At 37.6% G+C, this 24,645-nt stretch carries 14 protein-coding genes; 9 read left to right on the forward strand and 5 right to left on the reverse strand.

The window, feature by feature from the left end:
• Positions 1–130: 130 nt before the first annotated feature.
• Both DDF69_RS13035 and dnaE read right to left on the reverse strand, forming a co-directional pair.
• Positions 131–3,412, reverse strand: a complete 3,282-nt coding sequence (locus tag DDF69_RS13035) for a fibronectin type III domain-containing protein (protein WP_114821167.1) — start codon at positions 3,410–3,412, stop codon at positions 131–133.
• Between the two features lie 344 nt (positions 3,413–3,756).
• A complete protein-coding gene (gene dnaE / locus DDF69_RS13040) occupies positions 3,757–8,424 on the reverse strand; it encodes a DNA polymerase III subunit alpha (RefSeq protein WP_114821168.1) in 4,668 nt (1,555 codons plus the stop codon).
• A gap of 420 nt (positions 8,425–8,844) precedes the next feature.
• On the opposite strand from dnaE, the gene DDF69_RS13045 reads away from it, so the two are divergent.
• From DDF69_RS13045 to DDF69_RS13060, 4 genes are all read left to right on the forward strand, one after another.
• Positions 8,845–10,959, forward strand: coding sequence for a S8 family peptidase (locus DDF69_RS13045; RefSeq protein ID WP_114821169.1), 2,115 nt, complete (start codon positions 8,845–8,847; stop codon positions 10,957–10,959).
• Between the two features lie 75 nt (positions 10,960–11,034).
• Positions 11,035–13,107 (forward strand): thiamine pyrophosphate-dependent enzyme, encoded by a 2,073-nt coding sequence (locus tag DDF69_RS13050; RefSeq protein ID WP_114821170.1) that lies wholly within the window; start codon positions 11,035–11,037, stop codon positions 13,105–13,107.
• A 207-nt stretch (positions 13,108–13,314) separates the two neighbouring features.
• On the forward strand, positions 13,315–14,346 hold the full coding sequence (locus DDF69_RS13055; RefSeq protein WP_114821171.1) for a bestrophin family protein: 1,032 nt from the start codon (positions 13,315–13,317) through the stop codon (positions 14,344–14,346).
• Between the two features lie 187 nt (positions 14,347–14,533).
• Positions 14,534–15,619: a serine hydrolase domain-containing protein gene (locus DDF69_RS13060; RefSeq protein WP_114821172.1), complete on the forward strand. Its 1,086-nt coding sequence runs from the start codon at positions 14,534–14,536 to the stop codon at positions 15,617–15,619.
• Positions 15,620–15,636: 17 nt separating this feature from the next.
• Here the strand turns inward: DDF69_RS13060 and DDF69_RS13065 are convergent, their stop codons facing one another.
• On the reverse strand, positions 15,637–16,095 hold the full coding sequence (locus tag DDF69_RS13065) for an Lrp/AsnC family transcriptional regulator (protein WP_034695278.1): 459 nt from the start codon (positions 16,093–16,095) through the stop codon (positions 15,637–15,639).
• A gap of 157 nt (positions 16,096–16,252) precedes the next feature.
• On the opposite strand from DDF69_RS13065, the gene DDF69_RS13070 reads away from it, so the two are divergent.
• A complete protein-coding gene (locus tag DDF69_RS13070) occupies positions 16,253–17,482 on the forward strand; it encodes an aminotransferase class I/II-fold pyridoxal phosphate-dependent enzyme (protein ID WP_114821173.1) in 1,230 nt (409 codons plus the stop codon).
• Between the two features lie 193 nt (positions 17,483–17,675).
• Here DDF69_RS13070 and DDF69_RS13075 read toward each other — a convergent pair whose 3' ends face one another.
• Positions 17,676–18,680 carry a glycosyltransferase gene (locus DDF69_RS13075; RefSeq protein WP_034695272.1) on the reverse strand — a complete coding sequence of 335 codons (1,005 nt, stop codon included), beginning with the start codon at positions 18,678–18,680 and terminating at the stop codon, positions 17,676–17,678.
• 208 nt (positions 18,681–18,888) lie between these two features.
• Between DDF69_RS13075 and DDF69_RS13080 the strand changes: the two genes are divergently transcribed.
• Entirely contained in the window at positions 18,889–19,902 is a 1,014-nt protein-coding gene (locus DDF69_RS13080) for an SDR family NAD(P)-dependent oxidoreductase (RefSeq protein ID WP_114821174.1), read from the forward strand.
• Between the two features lie 193 nt (positions 19,903–20,095).
• Positions 20,096–20,902, forward strand: a complete 807-nt coding sequence (locus DDF69_RS13085) for a helix-turn-helix domain-containing protein (protein WP_114821175.1) — start codon at positions 20,096–20,098, stop codon at positions 20,900–20,902.
• A 770-nt stretch (positions 20,903–21,672) separates the two neighbouring features.
• Here the strand turns inward: DDF69_RS13085 and DDF69_RS13100 are convergent.
• Positions 21,673–22,839, reverse strand: a complete 1,167-nt coding sequence (locus DDF69_RS13100) for a class I SAM-dependent RNA methyltransferase (protein ID WP_034695266.1) — start codon at positions 22,837–22,839, stop codon at positions 21,673–21,675.
• A 137-nt stretch (positions 22,840–22,976) separates the two neighbouring features.
• Here DDF69_RS13100 and DDF69_RS13105 point away from each other — a divergent pair, with 137 nt between their 5' ends.
• Both DDF69_RS13105 and DDF69_RS13110 read left to right on the forward strand, forming a co-directional pair.
• A complete protein-coding gene (locus tag DDF69_RS13105) occupies positions 22,977–23,702 on the forward strand; it encodes a class I SAM-dependent DNA methyltransferase (RefSeq protein ID WP_114821178.1) in 726 nt (241 codons plus the stop codon).
• On the forward strand, positions 23,702–24,430 hold the full coding sequence (locus DDF69_RS13110) for a ZIP family metal transporter (RefSeq protein WP_114821179.1): 729 nt from the start codon (positions 23,702–23,704) through the stop codon (positions 24,428–24,430). Before DDF69_RS13105 ends, DDF69_RS13110 begins: the two co-directional genes overlap by 1 nt.
• Positions 24,431–24,645: the final 215 nt, after the last annotated feature.

Here is a 24,645-nt window from a genome sequence, read left to right on the forward strand (position 1 = left end):
CAACAAAAAAAATATTTTTTTCATCATATGACAATAAATTCAAATTTTCTTTCAACAAAAGACAATTTGAATTAAAAAAAAGAGACCGCCCAAATTGAGCAGTCTCTTTCTTCTGTTTTTTTTAAACTATTTATTTCTTAATTGCTTTAACGGTTTGTTTAGATCCGTCTTTCATATTAAGAATTACTAAATACAATCCTTCTTTCAGATCTCTCAATTGAAGCTCAGAAGAAGGTTTTTCGATGGTCTTAATCAATCTTCCGGAAACATCAACAATTGAAACAGATTGTACTTTCGATACATCAGAAATTGTTAGCTTGTCAGTAAACGGATTAGGATATACATTAATCTTATTCTCTTTTACTGCAGTTTCAGCAGTTGCCAGGTTAGGATTTTGTTTTACTTCAACGTTATCTAAAAGAACATCATCATAGAAGTATCCGTTACCACTCACGTTTTTATCTACAGTAAACCTCACCTGAATAGTTGCTCCGATATAAGAAGCTGCTAAAGGAACAGCAACTGTTCTCCATTGATTTAAGTTGGTATTATCACTAAAGATCACTACCCAACCGTTTCCATCATTTACCTCTACCGTAAGTTTATTATTATCATAAGTAGAAGGGGAAACTGTAGTACCACTTGACGTAGAATGGTTTTTAAACCAGTCAAAAGAAACAATTGGCGCAGTTAAGCCTGTTAAATTTACGGAAGGAGTAACCAATTGTACAGTATTTGAACCCGCACCTGAATACGGTGAACTTGCATCTACCCACGCATATGTACCTGCCGCTTTTTGGTTATTAGCCGGGCTCGCACCATAATCTGCACTTCCTGCAAATTTCCAGAAAAGAGTTGCATCCGTACCTGTTGCTGTAGGGTTTACATTGTTCCAGCAGTTTGGTGCTGCTCCATTGTCAAAGTTTTGAGTAAAAGGTGCCATAACCGTTCCACAAAGTGTATTGAAAATAGCAACAGTAGAACTCCATGCGCTCTTATCAGAAGCACTACATACCGATCTTACCCATAAATAATAAGTAGTAGAAGGAGAAAGTCCGGATAAAGGAGCTGAAGTTGTAGTACTGGATCCCGAAACCGTAGCAGAGGCTGTAGGAGCTGTACTGCTTGTAGAATAATAGTATTCATATCCACTTCCGGGAGCGGCAGCCGGAGCTGTCCATGAAACACTTGCGCTATTAGTGGTAATCGCTGAAACTGTAACAGCTGATGGCTCTGAACAGGTAGGAGTAACATCTATATTAATATCATCTACATAGATTTGATTCATATCTGCAAGAGAATATGCCTGGAATCCGATATAATAAACTCCTGTTGCGCTTGGCGTAAAGTCTGTAAAAGTATTTGTAACAGTTCCACCGGTAATATTACCATGATCTGCTATGGTATTCGTCATTGCCGAACTTGCGGGAGAAGATCCGTACGCTACTTTTACTTTTTCAGGATATTGTGTTGTACCGGTTGCGTTTGCATATTTATATTTAATTCTATAGCTAACGCCCGCTGTAAGGTTTAAACCTTGGGTAAAGAACCATGTATTGGCAGCATTACTACTGTTGTATGAATAATTAAGCACTTTCCCTGTAAATCCTGTTGGAGCAGTTGCTGTTTTCCATAAATTCCCGGAACCGCTATTAATAACTGTTGTACAAGTCGGTAAAGCCGGAGTAGTAACACTTTCAAAATCTAAAGTATATGGTAAGCCAGTTGAGCTACACACGGTCTGGAATGACCTTACTGTACATGCTGTCGCAGGACCTGCAATATTGGCAGTATATGCAGTAACAGAATAATAATATGTAGTAACAAAGTTGAGAGGTGTAGTGATCGCATAAGAATTATTAGCTCCACCCGCGATATCTATATCTAGAACATCATTTCCTCCTGAAGTGGTTCCGACTTTTAGTTTGTATCCTGCGGCTCCGTTTATGGCATTCCATGTAATGGTAGGAGTTACACTTACTCCTGTAGCGCTGGAAGCCGGAGCTGTTACTGTAGGACAAAGACCTAATGTTGTAAAGTTAGCCGAGCTTGACCATACCCCTTTATCTGTTCCGTTACAGTTTCCTCTCACCCAATAGTAATACTGAGTTGAAGGAGTCAAACCTGATAAGTTAGCTGTTGTTACCCCTGCACCTACAGAACCCGAAGGAGTAACTGTTGAAATCGGAGCAGTTGAATTGGTAGAATAATAATATTCATATCCATTACCCGGAGGTGTTGTTGAAGCCGTCCAGCTTATCGCTGCAGATTCAGGAGTCAGAGCAGCAGAAGAAAGGCCGGTTACTGTACTTGCGCAGTTCGGTGTAGTTGAAAAAGATCCTGCAGACGCATATCCGCTTCCGGATCCGGCTGCATTTGGAATATGAGAATACACGGATTGTACCGCACCATTTAAAGCCTGTACCTGAACCTGATACGTAGTATTCTGAGTAAGACCGGTAATAGTAGCAGTAGCGGCAGAAACCGGATTACCAACGAGGTCGGTCCAGTCACAGTTTCCCACTTCTCTATACTGAACATTGTACGCTGTAGCACCCGTTGGAGCCGTCCAGTTTACGGTAGCAGCGTTATTGGTGATTCCGGTAGCAGCAGCAAAAGTCCTTACCGGTGCTTGTGTACCTGGTGTCCATTTATACTGCAATCCTGCCGGAATTTTAACACTTGCATTTGTTGTACTGGAGAAAATCATTGTACTGCTATTACCGCTGCCGGTAACAGCTTTAGACCAGTCGCAGGCAGTTCCGGACGGTACATTTCCGATCATCAGAGAATTTACATTGGATGTATAAGTAGTACTGTTTCCCCTTATTCCTACCTGTGGTGTACTGCCCGAAGTACTGGTACCCGGATCCGTACAGTTTCCGTAAATAATCTTTATTTCACCGGTAGCATACACCAATCTGATCTGAAAATTTAATTTTTCAGTAGATCTGTTATGGTAATTAGCATGATCCTGCCATTGCACCACAAATTCGGTTCCCAGATCCTCATATCTAACCTCATGGTTACCTGGCGGCTGTGGGGAATCCGTTGATAAAAATCCTCCATCCTGTCCAAAAGCAGAAATTGCTCCTGTTGTAGATCCCAAAGATGACATTGGAGTGTAGTTTGTACCTGACGGCGCTGCTCCAAAAGTTATAAATCCATTGGCACTCACATAACATGTCGTCATGGCAACACCACCGAAATTAAAGGGAGAAGATAAAGGAATCGCTGCGGATACCTCATTGTCATAAGTCGTATTCGTTCCTGTAGGAAATAATTTTGTACCTCCTGTAATCGAGGTGTAAGCTACCCCAGTACTTTTTGAAAAAGTATAGTTGGCAACATTGGTTTGTGCATAGACTCCCATACTCAGGGATGCTAAACACGAAAGTAGTAATTTCTTCATAAAATAGTAATAATAATAGTTTGGGCGGTAAATGTATAAATATTAATTTAAATTTTAAATGAAATATTGAAAAATATCATAAAATATTAAATAAAAACAATTAAAAACCCTCTTAAAATACAACAAATTCAAACGTTTATTTAATTTTAACAATTATATCACAATTCATTGTAAAATTACAAAACAGTGATTAACAGGTAATTAAGTTAGTACATAATTAAAATAGACTTCAGAAAATTTTTCTATTTAACATAAAAACCATTTAAAATTTTTCTTTAATATTGAACATATATAAACAAAAAAAAGAGTGGCTCGAGCCACTCTTTAGTTTATAATATAGTTTTCTAATTTAAATAAAACTCATATTTATTGAGAAGTTGAATTTCTTTAATCAGATCTCCGTTGAGATCTACTGAATGCTTCATAGACTGCACTTCAATATGGGAGTCATCCTCCAGGTTTTTGATAAAGAATTTCAATTTTTGATTTCCTTTGTTTCTATCGAGAACCGTTCTGAAAAAGTCAAGATCTTCAGGTCTTACATCCATCACATCCATTACTAAAGATATGCTTTTTGCAAACCGTTCAAATGCTTCCTGAAGTTCAATAACATCATTTACATTCACGAAGACTCTTCCATCTTTTACCTGAGCAAATTTTATTTTAAAAATAACAAACCTCTGCACTTCCAGTTTCTCTTTCAGCCTCATATAATCCCTGTCTCCCAATCTGAATGAGTATGACCCGGAATAATCTTCCAACGTAACAAAAGCTACTTTCTCTCCACTTCTGAAACCATCCTGAACTCTATATTCAGTAATAAGACCAGCTACCGTATATTCTTTTCCGCCTCCGCCATTTTCTCTTTCTTTCTGAAGCGTTTTCCAGTCTTTCTTTTTTTCTTCAAATAACTCTTCCTGTTTATTGGAGAAAGCCTGCTCTTTGTACGCATCTACCTCATCCAGATTCAGGAATAGGAAATTTCCTTTTGGCTCTGCTTTTTTAGTCACCTCTTCCACTACTTCCTCTTCACCTGCCACTACATCATCTGAGACAATTTCCGTAAGATCTACAGCATCGTCCTGAGCATCCTGTTCCAAAACAGGTGCTTCATCTGTAACCACTTTAGCTTCATCATTTTTCTCAAGAACAGATTTCTTAGAAAGCTGTCCCTGCATAAACTGGAACTGGTATTTAAATTCATCCAGAGGATGCGCAGAAAGATAGAAACCAATGATCTCTTTTTCTTTATTAAGCTTGTGCATATTGGGCCATTCCGGACAAGGTGCCAATTTCGGCTGTTCAATCTGTACTTCTTCTGCAAAATCTGCAAATAAAGAATGTTCCATCTCATTTTTGCTTTCCTGGAAACTTTGCCCATACCTGATTAATCTTTCCAGGTTTGTCTTTCCCGCCATATCAATATCAAAATACTGACCTCTATGGAAAGTATCCAGTTCATCAAAAGCACCGGCAAGCACTAAACTTTCCGCTACCCTTTTGTTCATCTGAGAAGGCATTATTCTTTCAAAGAAATCATAAATGTTTTTAAATCTTCCGTTTTCTCTTTCTCTGGTAATCCCTTCACTCGGTCCTTCCCCAATTCCCTTGATTGCTCCCAATCCGAAACGGATCTGTCCCTTTTCATTTACGGAGAATTTGTATTGAGATTCATTCACATCCGGTCCTAATACATCAACCCCCATACTTTTACAATCTTCCATGAACATGGTAATCGAATCCGTATTGTTAATGTTATTACTCATTACACTCGCCATATATTCTGCCGGGTAATTGGCTTTTAAAAAGGCAGTCTGATAAGCAATGAATGCATAACACGTTGAGTGAGATTTGTTAAAAGCATATTCCGCAAAGGCTTTCCAGTCATTCCATATTTTCTCTAACCTCTCTTCATTCAGGTTATTTTTTCTACCTCCTTCAATGAATTTCGGATACATTTTATTCAGAACATCGATCTGCTTTTTACCCATCGCTTTTCTCAAAGTATCGGCTTCACCTTTGGTAAAGTTGGCCAGTTTCTGGGACAAAAGCATTACCTGCTCCTGATAAACGGTAATCCCGTATGTTTCCTTTAAATATTCTTCTGTTTCCGGTAAGTCGTAGACAATTTCTTCAATTCCGTGCTTTCTGTTGATGAAGTTTGGAATGTATTTAATGGGACCCGGACGGTACAATGCGTTCATGGCAATAAGATCGGCAAAAACCGTTGGTTTAAGCTCCCTCATGTATTTTTGCATTCCGGGACTTTCATACTGGAAAATCCCCACCGTTCTTCCTTCTTTAAACAGCTGATAGGTTTTAGCATCATCAAGCGGAATGAGATCCGGATCGATATCTACATTATACCTTGCTTTCACCAGCTTTAATGCATCCTTAATGATGGTAAGCGTTCTCAGGCCAAGGAAGTCCATTTTCAGAAGTCCTGCACTTTCCGCAACGGAGTTATCAAACTGTGACACCAGGATATCAGCATCTTTTGCTGCGATGGTCACCGGAACCAGATTACTCACATCTTCCGGTGTAATAATAACCCCACAGGCATGAATTCCGGTATTTCTGATACAGCCCTCCATCTTTTTCGCACTAGCCAGCACTCCATGTCGTGCATCATCAGGACTGTCGAGAACATATCTCATTTCATCAACGAGCATCTGTTCTTCCGGTTTCAATTTATCATATTTTGCTAAAGCTTTTGCGATATTCATTCCCGGACTTGGAGGAATCAGCTTAGCAATATTGTTCGTATCAGGAATAGGAACATCAAGAACCCTTCCGGCATCTTTAATAGCAGATTTTCCACCCAACACCGAGTAAGTAATAATCTGTGCTACCTGAGTTTTACCGTATTTTTCAACGACCCATTTGATAATCTTATCTCTTCCTTCATCATCAAAGTCAATATCAATATCGGGCATGGAAATCCTTTCCGGATTCAGGAATCTCTCAAAAAGGAGATCGTATTTAATCGGGTCTACATTGGTAATTCCGATACAATAAGCAACAGCAGATCCTGCGGCCGAGCCCCTTCCCGGACCTACCCAAACTCCCATATTACGGGCTTCGTTACAGAAATCCTGTACAATAAGGAAGTAACCCGGGTAACCGGTATTGGCAATTACTTCAAGCTCAAAGTCAAGACGTTCTTTAATATCGTCCGTTATCCCTGTTTCTGCATATCTTTTCTTAGCTCCTTCATAAGTAAGATAGGTAAGATAAGCCATCTCCCCTCTTTTTCCTCCGTCTACCTCATCTTCAGCGTGAATAAACTCTTCCGGAATATCAAACTTGGGAAGGAGTACGTCTCTTTTTAAGGTATAAGGTTTAAATTTAGCCGTAAATTCTTCATAGGCATCAAAAGCATCAGGATAAGCTAAAAAGGCTTCTTTTATTTCATCAGAATTTTTGATATAATATTCACCTGTAGCCAACCCTCTTCTTTTACCAAAACCTTTTCCAACAGGTGTTGTCAGCTTTTCACCATCTTTGATACAGCTTACAATATCCTGAATATTAGAATCATCCTTATTGGTGTAAAAAGTCTCATTCTGAGCCAGAATTTTAACATCATATTTATCAGCCAGATACAACAGCACTTCATTCAAATGCTCTTCTTCAGGCAGTTTATGATTCTGAATCTGCACATAAAAATCATCTTCAAAGGTATCTTTCCACCATTTGAAAAGTTCTTCCCCTTTCTGTTCACCGGTATTCAAGATCGCATCAGGTATATCTCCCATAATTCCGGAAGTCAAAGCAATGACCCCTTCTTTATACTGGGCGATCAATTCTCTGCTCACCCTTGGAACTCCAAAATAGAATCCTTTCAGAAATCCGATACTGGAGAGTTTTGCCAGATTTTTATATCCATTAAAGTCTTTCGCCAAAAGTACTACCTGCGTTCTCCTGTCCGGATCATCTTTTGTAAACTGCTTTTGTTCATAACGTTCTGAAATATAAAATTCGCAGCCTACCACTGGGATAAGCGGCTCGGAAACAGGCTCAGCTTCAGTAAATTCTGTTCCGTTTTCTTCTGCCTCCTGTTTTTTTGCCAGGTATTCTTTATGCTTTTTTGCTCTGTCACCATTAGCACCCTCCACTGCTGAAACGAACTTGAAAGCTCCCATCATATTCCCGAGATCCACCATACCGACAGCCGGGAAGTTTTCATCGGAAGCTTTTTTAATCAAGTCATTGATGCTTGAAGTAGCGGTAAGTGTAGAGAAAACACTGTGATTGTCAAAATTGAAATATTTACCTAAATCAATTTCATCTATGCTTCCGAAATCCTGCTGCTTTTTCTTATTATGAAAATCAGCAACCTGCCTTCTGATAACAATATTGAAAGGCTTAATGGGATCCGGATAAAGACTTCTGAAATAGGCGAGCTGATCTTCCGAAATCTTTAAGGTATCTGCGGGTACTACTCCAATTCTTACCATTTCAAAGAAAGCTCTGGCAGTAGCATTTACGTCCGCAGCGGCATTATGGGCTTCATCAAATTTATTCCCATAAAGTTTTTCATAAAGTTCTTCAAGCTTCGGAGGTTTGAATCTTCCTCCACGTCCTCCTCCAAGCTGGCAGAAATCCGTTCCCAAAATCATGGTATCTGCTTTGGGCTTTTCCTGAAGGTTATCCTTCATATTTTTTCTGTAAAATTCTGCTCCAACAATATTATAGTCGAATTCTACATTATGTCCGGAAACCACTCTTACCCTTTCCAGGACTTTAGAAAACTCTTCAAGAATCTCCTGCAGATCCCGTCCTTCCTCATTGGCAATTTTGGTTGTAATTCCGTGAATACGTGCTGCATTAAAGGGAATATCATACCCTTCAGGTTTTATGATATAATCCTGGTTTTCAATCAGGTTCCCATCATCATCGTGCACCTGCCATGCAATCTGAACCATTCTTGGCCAGTTATCCGAGTCTGAAAGCGGGGCGTTGAAATTTTTTGGTAAACCGGTTGTTTCTGTGTCAAAAATTAAATACATATAATGTTCTAACTTTTTTATAAAAAGAGAATGTAAAGTTACTTCATTTTTTTCTAATCAGCACTCTTGTTTTACTATATAAATATCCGGCTTTTTTTAATTATAAGGTCTTCATTTCATTTACTGCATCAGGATTTTACTTTTCTAATCAAACACTCTTCCAAGAAAAAATTAAAACTTTGATGGGACAGGTGGCTGGGTCGAGATTTTTTTCAGCTATTTTTTCACAAAATAGTGACATTCTACCTGTAAATGACATAAAATAAAAACTACAACCATAAACAGGAGTATCAAATTATTCATAAAGCAAGACAAAAAAAATTAAAAACATTAATAAAAAAGCACTTTAAATGACTATAATTAAAAATAAAAGCATTTTGTTTATATATTTATTAAAACAAAACCTAAAAAAACATCACAATGAAAAAAATCTTTATTTCGATCAGCATGCTGACAACTATTGTCATAAATGCTCAAAACAGTAATGAAATTTTAAAAAGAGATTTAGAACGTCAAAGAATAGAAAACAACAAAAAATTTGATCTTTATCTCTCAAAATACCTGGCGGCTGGTAAAAACCCCGAGCCTCTTAACGAACTTGAGGAACAGCGAAAAAACCTGGCAGGATTTGATCCGGATGGAAAACCGTATTTCTATCAATCTCATGATCTGGATCAGATAAAAAACTCCAATGCAGACTTTTTACAGGATGGCAACATCACAGGACTAACAGGTTCATTTAACGGCGAAAATATTAAATACACCATCTTCGACGGCGGAAGAGCATTTGAAGGACATATGTTATTCAATAATGCCCCTGGCAGGATAAACAATAAAGAAGCCAGCACCATGAACTACAGTTCGCACTCCACCGGTGTTACCGGATTTATAGGAGCCAAAGACTATCCTTACACTTATACCTTTTCCAATGGCACAACCCGGGTTACGAATTTCAGAGGAATAGCACAAAATTCAACTTTTGACAATTACGCATTTGCCACTACAACATTAGCCGGAGCTTCTGCTCCCAGTACATTGTTCGAAAAAATAGTTCTGGCACAGCCCAAAATATCCAATCATTCATATGGCACTAACCTCGGTTGGGATATGTCAGGATTTTCTTGGATATGGAAAGGGCAATTTACAAGTCCCGGAACCAGCATGGATCTACAGGGAACCTATCTTACCAGTGATCAGACTTACGACAATATCGTGTATAATAATCCTACCTATGTTATCGTTAAATCAGCCGGAAATTCATATGGAATGGGACCCGCGGGAAGCATCTTTCCTAAGTATTATATAAGCAGTGCGGGAAGCTATGTACAATTTGCCAGTACAGACACAGTACCACAAAACAATTGTGCTTTAGGATATGACTGTATCAGCACTGGCTCTTTGGCAAAAAATATTATCGTAGTGGGTGCTTCTGATATTCTGACTGCCAGTGATAAAAGATACTCTTCCCCTTCTGATGTGATAAGATCAAGCTACAGCAGCGCCGGCCCAAGAGATGATGGTGCCATAAAACCGGATATCATCACTACAGGAACGAATGTAGTATATGCATCCACAGCCGAAAATACAACAGGCAGCAGTTTACCCGCCTCAGGCAGTGGAACCTCTTTTTCAGCACCTATTGTTACAGGAATCATAGGAGTATGGATGCAGATTTATAAGCAGCTTTTTCCTGCTCTTGAACTTAACGCAGCATCAGCCAAAACATTAATGGTCCATTCCGCATCTGAAGCAGGAACTGTCGGTCCAGATCCATGGAATGGCTGGGGATACATCAATGCAAAAAAAGGAGCTGAACTTCTTGTAGGAAAATTCAATAATACCGTACTATTTAATGATGAAACCTTAAATAACGGGTCTGTTAATACCCAAACAGTAAAAGCATCCGGATCTGAGCCCTTAAAAGTAACCTTATCCTGGGTTGACCCGGAATATGTGGTCCCCTCAAGCATAACATGGACAGAAGCCTATAATAACAGAACTTCCAGATTGATAAACGATTTAGATGTACGAATTATAGATACCGGGACCGGCATCATTTATCAGCCCTGGAAATTAAATGCACTAGATCCAATGAGTCCTGCTACAAAAGGAGACAACACCGTAGACAATGTAGAACAGGTAGTTATTGATAACCCGACACCAGGAGCTGTTTATAGAATTGAAATTTCTCATAAAGGAACATTAAAAAATAACGCTTCTCCGAGTGTTACTTCTCCTCAAAACTACTCCGTGCTCGTAACAGGATTTACTGAAGTACTGGGTGTTAAAGGAACAGGATCTGCAGCGGATGCTGTAACCGTAGCTCCAACTGTTGTAAAAGACTTTACCAATATACTAAAAGCGCCTAGAAAGTCTACCTTTACGATCTATGATCTTTCCGGTAAAAAATTACAGACCGGAATCATTAACAATGACAAAGAACCAATAGATTTATCCACTTACACCAAGGGAATTTACATCATTGAAATAAAAACAGACAAAGATGTTATTTCTAAAAAAGTGATCAAGGAATAACCTATATACAGAAAGATTCTTCACAAAATACTAACAGTTGTTAGTATTTTGTTTTTTTGTGTATATTTGCTTCCTATGGAAAATGCACTTCACGAAAAAGTTTCTCAGGATATATTACTCAAAGCGTATAATCATATGATGCTGGCCAAAGCCATGGCTGACATTTACGAAGAAAACAGAAATGTATGCAAATACGTTCACAGTACTTCCAGAGGTCACGAAGCTATTCAGCTTGCAACAGCCTATCAGCTAAAGAAGGAAGACTGGGTTTCTCCTTATTACAGAGACGAAAGTATTCTTTTAGGAATAGGTTTTGAACCGTACCAATTGATGCTTCAATTACTGGCTAAAGCTGATGATCCTTTTTCAGGCGGAAGATCTTATTACTCACACCCTTCAAGCAGGGATGAAAACAAACCCAAAATTGTTCACCAGAGTTCTGCGACAGGAATGCAGACTATTCCTACGACAGGAGTGGCACAGGGAATAAAATACATTCAGGATTTCAACCTTCAGCAATTTGAAAACAACCCTGTTGTGGTTTGTAGCCTTGGAGATAATTCTGTTACTGAAGGTGAAGTGAGTGAAGCTTTACAGTTTGCTGCTTTACACCAGCTTCCTATTATTTTCCTGGTTCAGGATAACGAATGGGGAATTTCTGTAACAAAAGACGAAGCAAGAACCTGTGACGCTTATGATTTCGTAGCCGGATTTACCGGGTTGAGCAGAATGAGAGTAGACGGAACTGATTTCGTGGAAAGCTTTGAAGCCATGAAAAAAGCCGTAGACTTTGTAAGAACAGAAAGAAAACCGTTGGTTGTATGTGCAAAAACGGTATTAATTGGACATCACACTTCAGGAGTAAGAAGAGAGTTCTATAGAGATGAAGAAGATTTAACAAAACACAGAGCTAAAGATCCGGGAGAAATCCTTAGAAAATATTTACTGGAAACAGGTGTAGACGAAGATCTTTTAAAGCAAATCACTAAAAAGGCACGTCTTGAAGCAGAAGAAGCTTTCGAAAAGGCTAAAAATGCAGAAGATCCAAAGCCCGAAACCGTAATGCAGCACGTTTTCGCTCCTACTCCCATTACAGAGGAAACAGGAACACGTGAACCTGCCAACGGAGAAAAAATTGTAATGGTAGATGCTGCCATCCACGCAATACAGGAATTGATGTGGAAACATCCGGAAGCTCTTCTTTACGGACAGGATGTAGGAGAAAGAATTGGTGGAGTTTTCCGTGAAACGGTAACATTAGGAAAAAAATTCGGAAGTAAAAGAGTTTTCAATACCGCCATTCAGGAGGCTTATATCATTGGGTCTACAGCGGGAATGAGTGCTGTTGGACTAAAGCCAATTGTTGAGGTTCAGTTTGCAGATTATATTTATCCGGGAATCAACCAGTTAATTACGGAAATTTCAAAATCCAGTTATTTAAGTGGTGGAAAATTCCCTGTAAGCAACATCATCCGTGTCCCTATCGGAGCCTATGGAGGTGGTGGTCCTTACCACAGTGGAAGTGTTGAAAGCATCTTAGCCAATATCAAAGGAATAAAAATAGCATATCCAAGTAACGCTGCCGATTTTAAAGGGTTATTAAAAGCTGCTTATTATGATCCAAACCCAGTTGTAATGCTGGAGCATAAAGGATTATACTGGAGTAAAGTTCCGGGAACTGAAGATGCTAAAACGATAGAACCTGCTGAAGACTATGTTCTTCCATTCGGAAAAGGTAAGGTAATCATTGAAGCTGATAAAGCGGAAACTGAAAAAGGCAGAACTTTATTGGTGGTAACTTATGGTATGGGAGTTTATTGGGCTAAAGAAGCAGCCAAGAATTTCAACGGAAGAGTTGAAGTGATCGACTTAAGAACACTTATCCCTCTGGATGAAGAACTTGTTTTTGAAAGAGTAAAAGCGCATGGAAAGTGTATCGTTCTTACAGAAGAGCAGCTCAACAACTCTTTTGCAGAAGCATTTGCACACCGTATCTCCAAGAACTGCTTCAAGTATCTTGATGCTCCGGTAGAAACGATGGGATCACTGGATGTACCTGCCGTTCCGATCAATCTGGTTCTGGAAAAAGAAATGCTTCCCAATGCTGAGAAGCTCAGCAATAAGATCGAAGAAATGCTGAAATATTAATTTCATATAAACTTAAAACCTCTAAAAATATTTAGAGGTTTTTTTATGCATTTTTTTCACTACTTTTATTTAAGATTATCAATCTCAATTCTAGTCGATTATCAACCAACAAAACACAATTATCCATTATCTGAGAGGTACTACGAAATACTATTAATCCCAGTTTGGTATTTATTTTGTCTCTATACGCAAAACACATCCATCTTTATGATCACAACCAAATACGTCAATTATAAACAGGTTCTCAATCTTGCCGGTGTACATCTCATCCTTATCTCTATCTGGTGTACATTGATTGCTGTTTTATTTTATTTCTTTAACTGGCATTGGATGACCATTCCATGGGTTCCTGTTGCATTAATTGGTACAGCAGAAGCATTCCTTGTGGGTTTTAAAAACAACCAGGCCTATGACAGACTTTGGGAAGCCAGAAAAATATGGGGTGGAATTGTGAATTCCAGCCGTTCGTTCGCTTCTATGGTATATGCTTTCGATACCAAAAATGAAGAAATTGGAGTTTTTGATCTTGAAGACCGCAAAAGAAGGATTGTCTATCGTCATATTGCATGGTTATATACTTTTCGTGAGCAACTTCTGGTGCCTACAGAATGGGAGCACATCAGCACAGAAAATAACAAATTCGGGAATATCAACCTGAGAAGAAACAGATTGATCAAGGCAGGTTTTCCGGATTATGGAAGAGCTCCTATTTTCCTTCACAAATATCTTTCTGAAGAAGAATATGAGCTTAAAAACGATTATAAAAACTTTGCTACCTATCTGGTTGCCCAACAGGCAAAAGATATCAATGAGCTGAAAAACATGAACGCCATTACAGAATTCAACCAGACCCAGCTTCAAAACAGCCTGAATGAATTCTACAATTTTCAGGGACAGGCAGAAAGAATCAAAAAGTTTCCTTCTCCAAGACAGTTTGCCAGCACAGCCTTTGTTTTCAATATTCTCTTTATTATGCTGCTTCCATTAGGATTAGTGAATGAGTTTGCAAAGCTTGGTGATTGGGGAATCTGGACTTCCATTCCTTTCTGCATCATCATCGGATGGATTTATATCATTATGGAACTGGTAGGAGATTATTCTGAAAATCCTTTTGCAGGATTAATGTTTGACGTTCCGATGCTTTCGATCTGCAGAACGATTGAAATAGATCTTCTTCAGATGAGCGGAGAAACAGAGCTTCCTGATCCTATCTCTTCCAAAAACGGAGTTTTGGTTTAATTTCTTAGTTACTTTAAAGGCTTAAACTTTATCAAAATCATTGCAAAAACTTTAAAACGTATTCAAAAAGTTCATTGTTTTTCTTAATTTAGAGGCATTGAAAGCATAAGCTATATTGATTCCCCCGAATTGATTTGGCTTTTACTTTTTTCGTCAACTAATAATTTTATCCTTCCTTTTGTAAACAATGAAATCCAGGCAACTTCTGCAGGCTATCACAATACTATGTCTTACCCTATTCTGCCCTAAAGTGAAGTCGCAGGCAGCTTTCAACAAAGAGCTACCCAAAGATTTTACAGACGGATTCACTAAAGAAATTAATGACAGCATTCCTTCCCTGGGATCTTTCATTGTTTCACAAAACAATAAGGTAATTTATGAGCAGTACTTCCATGGAGCCGATAAAGAGACTATTTTCAGTATAAAATCTGTTACCAAAAGTATCTTATCTGTGCTGGCTGGCATTGCACAGGATAAAAATATACTTCCTAACCTCAACACTCCGGTTTTAAAAATTCTTCCGGAATACAATATATCAAGAAGCAGTTTCAAAAATATTTCCAATATTGAAGGAAAGGTAGCTCATGATTCCATCAGAAATACATTAACATTAAAAAATCTGCTGACCATGCAGGGTGGTTTTGACTGGGTTGAAAATTCAAAAATTTCCACCGCTATGTTGTTTTCCGGTGATCCCGTAAAATTTGTACTGGATCTTCCTTTTGAAGAATATCCGGGGACAGTCTTCAATTATAACAGTGGTGAAACCCATCTTTTCGGCGCAGCATTAGCCAAAATCGTAAAAACTAATCTGAAACAGTTCGCCACAGAAAATCTTTTCAGGCCATTAAAGATGAATACTCCACGATGGGATACAGATTCCATGAACAGGAATATCGCAGGTTCGGAGATGTTTATGAAACCTGAAGACATGCTGAAATTCGGCACTATAATCCTGAACAACGGAAAATTTAGCGGCAAACAGATCGTCTCTTCAAAATGGATTCAGGAATCTACTTCTGAACAGGTAAAACTGGATTCATGGGATGTCATGCCGAATGCCAACGGTTACGGCTATTACTGGTGGCGAAGAAAAACCAACGGGCATCAGGCTTTTGTAGCCACCGGTTATGGCGGACAGCTTATCTGTATCATTCCTGATTTAAAAATGGTCATTGTAACCACGTGCTTTCTGAATGATAAAAATAAAGGCAGAACAGAGATTAAAAGACTTCATTATTTCATTGATAAAATAACCAAAGCAGACCAATAACTGACTGGGAAATTTATCTATAATATGATTGCCGTCGTATTTTTCACTTCGGAAATCATAAAAGAACTGTGTGTACTTGCGATGTGCTGAAGCGTCGTAAGCTTTGTGAGCATAAAACTACGGTAGTCTTCAATATCTTTCACTCCAATTTTAAGGATATAATCATAGTCACCGCTTACGTGGAAGCATTCTGTCACTTCCTGAAGATCCATCACCTCCTTTTCAAACTGTAGTACAAATTCCTTTTTATGCTGACTTAGCTTCACATGACATAAAACGATAAAATTTTTCTTAACTTTACTCTTGTCCAGCAAGGCTACATATTTTGAAATAACCCCAGCATTTTCAAGCTTTTTTACACGCTCATAAATTGCTGTAACCGACAATCCAAGCTTACCGGACAGCTCTTTGGTGGTTTGCTTACAATCTTCCTGTAAAAAAAGTAACAGTTTCTTATCCGTTTCGTCAAGTTCCATAGATATTTTTTTGGTAAAAATTTAATAATACCGAAGATACTAAATATTTTTTCTAAATAAACAATATTTTACAGTTTTATATTCTATAAATTCAATTTTATATTGTAATTATTAGGAAATTAATGCAAATTGGAACGATAAAATAAAAACAATATTTATGGAAAACTTTAACGCAGCCAATGAGATCCAGGATCTTCAGTATTTTGGTGAATTCGGAGGAGTGAATCCTTCTATCTCTGATAGCTCTACCTATACATTCCTTTCTGCAAAGACCATGTTTGATACTTTCGAAGGAAATGCGGAAGGATGTTATCTGTATTCCAGACATTCATCACCGATGAATCTGTATCTGGCCCAGGCTCTTGCCAAGATGGAAAACACAGAATCTGCCAACGTTACAGCATCCGGAATGGGAGCTATTACTTCCGTTTTGATGCAGGTGTGCAAAAGTGGAGACCATATTATTTCCAGCCGAACCATCTACGGAGGAACTTATGCTTTTCTTAAAAACTTTTTCCCTCAATTCAATGTGTCGACTACTTTTGTTGACATCAATAATTTTGAATCTATAGAAAAAGCAATCACTCCCAATACTAAAGTTATTTATTGTGAGAGTGTGAGCAATCCGCTTCTTGAAGTAGCAGATCTTAGAAAACTTTCCGAAATCTGTAAAAAACACAACCTGAAGCTGATTGTAGACAATACCTTCTCTCCTCTTTCAATCTCTCCAACATTATTCGGAGCAGATGTTGTGATTCACAGTTTAACAAAGTTCATCAACGGAAGCAGTGATACGGTAGGAGGAGTATATTGTGCAACTCAGGCATTTATTGATGATACTAAAAATGTCAATTCCGGGGCGTGTATGCTTCTTGGTCCAACGATGGATAGTTTAAGGTCTTCAAGTATCTTAAAAAATCTGAGAACATTACATATCAGAATCAAACAGCATAGCCACAATGCCATGTATCTGGCTGAGAGATTCGAAAAAGACGGTTTAAAAGTATCTTATCCCGGCTTACCATCTCATAAAAACCATGAATTAATGAAAAGTATGATTCATGAAGAATACGGATACGGAGGATTACTAACTCTGGATGCCGGAACAACGGAAAAAGCAAACGAACTGATGGAACTGATGCAGACAGAAAATCTGGGGTATCTTGCCGTGAGTTTAGGATTCTATAAAACCTTATTCTCTTGCTCAGGAAAATCTACCTCATCTGAAATCCCGGAAGAAGAAAGAGCTTCCATAGGGATTTCTGACGGACTGATCAGATTCTCCATTGGTCTGGACCACGATATCAAAAGAACTTATCATAAAATGAAGGAATGTATGCTGAAAGTAGGAGTTCTTAACCACCATGAAAACATTTCAACCATCTAATTTTATTGTAAAAAGGCTGTTTCGTTTGAAACAGCCTTTTTTATCTGTCAATCTATCTGTCTAGATATTGAATTACAAATGTTTCGTATAATCTTTTATAGGCTTGGGCTAAAGCCTTTGGAAGATTTTATTTATTTGATAAATGGGCTAAAGCCCATTCCTATTGAATTTTCTTTTGCAGACAACGATCTTGTTATTTCTTATAATAATGATGCGGAAAAGCATCCTCAGGCTTCATTCTGAAAACATTCAGTAAAATCCAGGATTTCAGGAAACCATACCCGTAAGAAAACATCTGAATATAGGTGGAAATAACCGCCATACCGGCAATGCTGATATTTTTAGTCAACAATAAAGCGTGAAACAGCACCAAAAAGGTATACAATCCGTAGAAAGCAAGGATGATTCCTCTTCCCATTATAAAATACTCCAGAAAGCCCATCAGGTATCCTAGCATAAATAAGGTAGGAAATGCAAAGGAAATCTTCACATAATTGGGGTGTCTCTGATTAAGAATCGGTCTTGCACAGCCAAATTGGTAGACCTGCTTGGAGAATTTCCCAAAATCAACCCTACGTTTATGATATACAGCAATATCATCAAAAAAAGCAGTGGTAAAACCATTTTCCCAAAGCGTCATGGAAAGATCCGGATCCTCACCTATCCTCATCTCTGAAAATCCGCCTACTTTTTCAAAAACAGCCTTTTTCACCCCCATATTAAAACTTCTGGGTTGAAATTTCGAAACAGCTTTCTTGCTCCCTCTGATTCCTCCGGTTGTAAAAACAGAAGTCATAGAATACGAAATAGCCTTCTGCATCAGATTAAATCCTTTATGCGCTTTATCTGCTCCTCCAAAAGCATCACAAGGAATGGTAAGGATATCGTTTTTAATATGTTCGATATAATCTTTTTCAACGATGACATCACTGTCTACAAATACCAGCCATTCATTGGCTGCTCTTGCTGCTCCATAATTTCTTGTCAGTCCGGGACCTGAATTATCCTTTCTGAAATATTTAATATCCAGGATTCCATCAAAATTTTCAATGGTAGGTTTCAGGTCGATTAAGGAACCATCATCTACAATAATAATCTCAAACTCCTTATCTGTCTGCTGAGTAAGAGAGGTCAACAACTCGAAAAGTTCATCTTTTCGGTTGTAAATGGCAACGACAATAGAAATAGTAGGCTTCAAATTGAAAATTTTTCAAAATTACTTATTCGCAGAACAACCTACAAACAGTTTAACAGCTTATTCAGATAAATTAACGATCGGGAATTTTACCTGCCTTACTACATGGAGATTACAAATGAAATTCTGAGCCAAGTCATTTGACATTTTAAACAAAATAAACACGAAAAATCCATCCTAATTTTGCTATAGAAATTTAAACCAATAAAAAATGGAAACAATAATCAGCACATTGCAACAACCTATTCAATCAGGATTTGATGCATCTTCAACAGCTCAGGAAGTTATTAAAGGAATAGATCTTACCGGAAAAACAGTCATCATTACCGGTGGTTATGCAGGAATTGGACTTGAAACCACAAAAGTTCTTGTTTCAGCCGGAGCGCATGTTATTATTCCCGCAAGAGATATCGAAAAAGCAAGGGAAAACCTTACCGGAATTGAAAATTTTGAAATTGAGAAAATGGATCTGATGGATCCGGCATCTATTGACGCTTTTGCAGAAAGATTTATTGCATCTGGTAAAAGTCTGGATCTTTTGATTAATAACGCAGGAATCATGTGGGTTCCCCTTCGTAGAGACAGCAGAGGCTTTGAATCTCAACTGGCAACGAACTACCTTGGACAGTTTCATCTTACCTCAAAATTATGGCCCGCTCTGAAAAAAGCAAATGGCGCAAGAGTTATCAATGTTTCTTCATATGGCCACCAAATGGCACCTTTTGATTTTGAAGATCCCAATTTTGAAAAAAGAGATTACGATACCCTTTCCGGATACGGACAATCCAAAACAGCCTGTAATCTGTTTGCCGTAGAACTTGACAAGAGAGGAAAAGAATTCAATATCAGAGCGTATTCCCTTCACCCTGGTTCTGTCTATGGAACTGATCTGGGTAGAGAAGAACCTATTGAACTTTTTAAACAGTTGGGAACCCACGATGAAAACGGAAATATAAAACCTGAAGTGGAAGCCCGATTAAAAACCATTCCACAAGGAGCTGCCACAACAATCTGGTGCGCTGTAAGCCCTCAACTTAACGAAATAGGAGGAGTTTATTGCGAAAACTGTGATATTGCTGAAATAGACAAAGGACAAATTGAACATAGATTTGATGAACCGGCAACCATTCGGGGAGTACAATCCTACTCTGTCGATAAAAACAATGCTGAACGTTTATGGAAATTAAGCGAAGAAATGCTGGGATTTGAGTTTAAAACCCAATAACTGTTTTTAGGCAATTATATCCCATTTTACAATTCCTGCTTTCTTATTATTATGACGCTGTCATTCTGAATGCAACGCAGTGAAATGAAGAATCTAAGCTTTATATGAGATTCTTCCTTCGTCAGAATGACAAAGCGTAAAATTATATATAGTCGCCGTTTTTAAATACATTTGTAATGAAAAACTTTTGACAATGGAATTCCAGATACAGTACCTCACGCCGGATATCAAAATTTCCAGTTATGACGACAAGCTCTTCAAAACGGAAACAGTTTTTGAATATCATATGCTGGTATGGTTCATATCAGGAGAAACGAAAATTATTCAGGCAGATAAAACCTATCTGTTCAAAGCAGGAGATATTTTTCTGATTCCGAGAAATCATCTTGCCACAATTATCAATTACCCCAAAGACGGACTTCCACATAAAGCCGTAGCAATGCATCTTACCACAGAACGGCTGAAGAATTTTTACAGCTCCATTGATTATAAAAGGAAAGACGGACAGAGAGAGTCTACCATTCACAGTTTTAGCAGCCATCCGCTCCTGAACAGCTGCCTGGCTTCTCTCATTCCTTATTTTGATATTGAAGGTCCGTTTCCTGAAAACATCGCCCATCTGAAAATCACTGAAGCCATCAGTATTTTAAGGGAAATTGATCCGGATATCGATGCTTTACTTGCAGATTTTGATGAGCCGGGAAAAGTAGATCTGATCAATTTTATGGAGAAGAATTATATGTTCAATATGCCATTGGAACAATTCGGATATCTGACAGGAAGGAGTTTATCTACTTTCAACAGAGATTTCAGAAAGATTTTTCAAACGACTCCGCAGCGATGGCTTACGCAAAAGCGTCTTGAACTGGCCTATTATCATTTATCAGAAAAGAACAAAAAGCCTTCTGATGTTTTTCTGGAAGTAGGTTTTGAAGACCTCTCCCATTTTTCACACGCCTTTAAAAAACAGTATGGTTTTGCACCGTCCATGGCACGATAAAAAAAACAGGTTGTACACTCGTTGGTACAACCTATTTTTTTATGATCTTAATAACTCCAGAAGTTATTTTTTCTTTAAAGTATCTAAATCTTTTCGTTCCTTCTTTTGAGATATTATATTATGATTTAAAGCTTTTCTTTCAGGTTTTGAAGGTGATTTTGAACGTGACGATTTTGATTCAGAAGCCAACAGACCGAATAAATCAAAAACTACATCAAATATGTCAAAAAAATTCCAGGACATTTCTAATCTCAGAGGTTATTATTTATTATCTCCCAATTTATAAACTTTCTTCGTTCCTTCACACTATTTTGTCCTATTATATAAAAAATCCCGATCTAAAGTAGATATATAATACTGCCGAAACAAAAAAAGCGATTACGGAACAACTGAAAAGAAGTAGCTTGAACAGCGTTTTAAAATAATAAAGTTCCAAAACGTACAAAATAAAAAACACTATAAGTGAAATACCAGTTCCTATTAAAGAAGCTACCACTAAAGTTTGTGCATAATTTTGTACCGGTAAAGGATCTTTAAAAACAATAAAAAAAGAAAATGTTGCCAATACCAAAGCTAAGGCACTTACTTTCTCTGTGAAGTATTTTGATCTCTTAGATTCTTTCTTTTGAGGTTTTTCATCATAATTCAGGCTCTTTCTATCGGAGCTTAAACGTGATGATGTTGAACCACTCTGAAACAGCCCGGATACACTAAATAGAGTATCTAACAGATCAAAAAAATTCCAGGACATCAGTTTATTATTTTAAGCTCTATTTATTCTCCTCCAATTTATGTACTTTCTTCGTTCCTTCATACATTTCGTACTGCAAGAATCTTGTTTCCAGCTTTCCGTTGAAAAGTTTGATCTTTCTTGAAGGACGTAAGCCGATTTTCTTCACTGCCTCTAAATCTGAAGAAATCAGCCAAGCCAATGTATTCGGGTAATGCGTTTTAAAAGTATCTCCTATTTTCTTGTAAAAATCATCGTCATTGATGGAAATTCTCTCGTCGTATGGAGGATTGAATACCATTAATAAAGGGAAAAGCTCTTTTTTGGAATCAAAGAAGTTCTGTTTTTTAATCTCAATAACATCTTCCATTTCTGCTGCTTCTACATTCATTCTGGCAGCATTCAGCATTCTTGCATCAATGTCATATCCAACAATTTTTCCATCAAATTGTCTCACTCTGTTAATTCTGAATTCTTTGATTTTTGCAAATAAGTCTGCATCATAGTTATTCCAGTTCTGGAACCCGAATCTCTTTCTGAAAATCTGAGCCGGAAGATCCATCGCAATCATTGCTGCTTCAATCAATAATGTTCCGGAACCGCACATCGGATCAAGGAAATTTCCTTTTCCATCCCAGCCTGCCAGCTGAAGCATTCCGCTTGCCAGCACTTCATTGATAGGTGCTTCTCCCTGTTCTCTTCTGTATCCTCTTTTAAACAAAGGATCTCCTGAAGAATCCATTGAAATCATTACCAATTCTCTGTCTATGTGAAGATGGAATTTGATATCCGGGTTTCTCGTTTCTACATTCGGACGTCTTTTGAATTTTTCCTGGAAATAATCCACAATCGCATCCTTCATTTTTAAAGTTACAAACTGAGAGTGCTTGAAGGTTTCAGAATTGACCGTAGCATCAATAGAGAAAGACTGATCAACATCCATAAAGTTCTCCCATTCAAATTTGAACAATCTGTCATAGAACTGGTGCTGATTGAAAGCTTTGAACTCATGAATCGGCACCAGGATTTTCAATGCTGTTCTCGCAGAGTAATTGATTTTATAAAGAAAACCAAGATCCCCTTCACAGTTAACTGCTCTGTTTTTAATTTCAACATTCCTTCCACCCAATTTTTTGATTTCTTCTGCCAGAATCTGCTCCAATCCGAAGAATGTCTTTATCTGTATTTTAATATTTTCTGTATCCATAAGTTTGAATTAAAAGATTTAAAGCTTTAAAAATTAAAAGATTAACCATCCAACTTCTTGTCCAATTGAATTTTTCAATCTCTTAATGTTGTAAAATACTTTGCTTTTAACCGCACAAATTTAGTTATTTTTGCATTATGGAATGGTTTGAATCTTGGTTTGATACCCCTTATTATCATTTGCTTTATAGCAACAGAGACTATACAGAAGCAGAAAACTTCATTACAAAGCTCACAGCGGACCTTCAGCTTCCGCCTCAGTCGAAAATCATAGATCTTGCCTGTGGTAAAGGAAGACACTCTGTTTTCCTTAACAAATTAGGATATGATGTTCTGGGACTTGATCTTTCAAGACAAAGTATTGAATCGGACAAACAGTACGAAAATCAAACGCTGCTTTTTGAAGTTCATGATATGAGAAACCCTATTGATGCCGATCCGATGGATGCTGTATTCAATTTATTTACAAGTTTTGGGTATTTTGACAATGAAAGTGATGATAAGAAAGTATTCCAATCGGTTTACAATGCTTTAAAACCAGGAGGATATTTTGTTCTGGACTATCTGAATGAAGAATTTGTAAGAAATACCTTAGTTCCTGAAACCACAATAACCCGAGGCGATATTGAGTTCAGAATTTTAAAGAAGATCGAAGGCAGACATGTCATCAAAGATATCCGTTTTGAGGCTGACGGTAAGCCGTTTCATTTCTTTGAAAAAGTAAAACTTCATACCTTGGAAGCCATTCATGCCTATGCTTCGGAATGTGGATTTGAAAGAATAAAAATCTGGGGAGATTATCAGCTGAATGAATTTAAGAAAGAAAATTCCCCGCGATGCATCAATTTATTTAAGAAAAAATAATGACAACAATACTTTTACTGATTTTAAGTGTCGTAACAGGAGTATTCCTGGGAAAACACTTTGGTAAAAAAGAAAAACTGGCTAAAAATTTACTGATATTAAGTGCCGGTTTTTTGATTACAATCTGTCTCAACGAAGTCTTCCCTCAGGTCTATACCTCTGCAGGAAGCAATAGTCTAGGGATATTTGTAATTGCAGGAGTTCTTCTCCAGATGATTCTGGAAGCGCTTACCAAAGGTTTTGAGCATGGACACTTCCATCATCATAGTGAACATAATATTCTTCCCGTTGCTTTAATGGTAGGACTATTCATTCATGCTTTTATTGAAGGGATTCCTTTGGCTAATGAGCAGCACGAAATGTCACCCTACCTTTGGGGAATTGTGTTTCACAATCTTCCGATCTCATTTATTCTGGGAGCATTTTTATTTAACAGAAAGGGGGAATCAAAAAGTTCTTCATCTTATCCTTCTATTCTCATTGTAGCCCTATTCGCACTGGCTTCTCCCATGGGAATGTTATTAGGAAATTATTTCAATCCGGACCTTCAGCCTTATTTCCTGGCTATTGTAGGAGGAATTTTCCTTCATATCTCATCCGTGATCATTTTTGAAAGCAATAAAAATCACAATATTGATTGGGTAAAAATCGGATTGGTTGTTTTAGGAGTTTCGCTTGCATTGATGATGCATCTTTTCCATCAACATCCCACTGCTCATTCTCATTAATCATAACAAAGCTCCGGATTTCGGAGCTTTTTCATTTTTAGCCGGTATTAATAATTCATTTTTTTCCCATCATACCCGTTGATCTTTACCCCATAGCATTTTAGATAAATAAGTTAAAATTTGTTTTTTAAAAAATATTTTACGTGAAAAATTAAATAGAAATTAAATATTTACATATTAAATTAAATAAAAATATATTGTTTAACATTTTTTAA

It is taken from the genome of Chryseobacterium sp. KLBC 52 (assembly GCF_003347605.1).
Taxonomy (GTDB): domain Bacteria; phylum Bacteroidota; class Bacteroidia; order Flavobacteriales; family Weeksellaceae; genus Chryseobacterium.